Annotated in this window: 2 protein-coding genes; both read left to right on the top strand. The window is 50.7% G+C overall.

From position 1 onward, the window contains the following. Positions 1–75: hypothetical protein (locus G5195_RS20150; protein WP_197724836.1), on the top strand; the 75-nt coding region annotated here is incomplete at its 5' end. Between the two features lie 111 nt (positions 76–186). After that, the gene (gmhB, locus tag G5195_RS20145; RefSeq protein ID WP_421223956.1) at positions 187–729 is read left to right on the top strand and encodes a D-glycero-beta-D-manno-heptose 1,7-bisphosphate 7-phosphatase; all 543 of its coding nucleotides are present in this window, start codon (positions 187–189) and stop codon (positions 727–729) included. Positions 730–900 lie beyond the last annotated feature (171 nt).

The following is a 900-nucleotide window of genomic DNA, read 5'->3' as shown; positions in this document are numbered from 1 at the left end:
GACGGCCTGCGTTTCGCTATCCGTGAAGGTGGCCGTACCGTAGGTGCTGGTGTTGTAGCTAAAGTTATCGCTTAATCGATACTTTAAATGCACACATGAAAGGGGTGGCTTCGGCTGCCCCTTTTGTTTTTGGGCTTTATCTGCCCTGTGAGATACTGGGCAAAACCATTGATAGAGGTAGTTTCCGTGAGCAAACCCGCCATTTTTCTGGATCGTGACGGTGTCATCAATGAAGACACTGGCTATGTCAGTCAGGTCGATGACTTCCATTTTCTGCCCGGAGTGATAGATGCCTTGCAGCTCCTCAAAAAGAAAGGCTATATGCTGGTTGTGGTGACCAACCAGTCAGGAATTGCTCGCGGTTATTTCACCGAAGATGATTTCATGAACCTGACCGAGTGGATGGATTGGTCACTGGCCGATCGTGATGTGGACCTTGATGGTATCTACTTCTGCCCGCATCATCCGGAGCATGGTGCATCCTGTGACTGCCGCAAGCCGGAGCCAGGCATGCTGCTGTTGGCGCAACAGGAACTGGGGATCGACATGAGTCGTTCCTATATGGTTGGTGACAAGCCTTCCGATCTGAAAGCAGCCATCAATGCCGGGGTTGGTCACAAAATCATGGTCAGAACCGGTAAGCCGGTCACCGAAGTGGGTAGCGCACTCGCAGATGCTATATATGACAATCTGTATGATTTTGCCGTCGCGGTGCCTGCAGCGAGCTAATTTCGCCGGTTAAATATGCTGATTGGTGGATTTGCGAGCGATTGAACGATGAAAGCCATCTTTTTGCAATTATCCCCTTGCCAGAACGAATTCACTCCCTATAATGCGCCTCCATCGACAGGGCAAGCGGCAACGCAAACAACCTCGTCGGTAACCTCGAAAAGCCTTTGA

This window comes from Aeromonas sp. 601039 (assembly GCF_049174415.1).
In the GTDB taxonomy this organism is placed as follows: domain Bacteria; phylum Pseudomonadota; class Gammaproteobacteria; order Enterobacterales; family Aeromonadaceae; genus Aeromonas; species Aeromonas veronii_A.
This window is presented reverse-complemented; position numbering and strand designations above follow the sequence as displayed.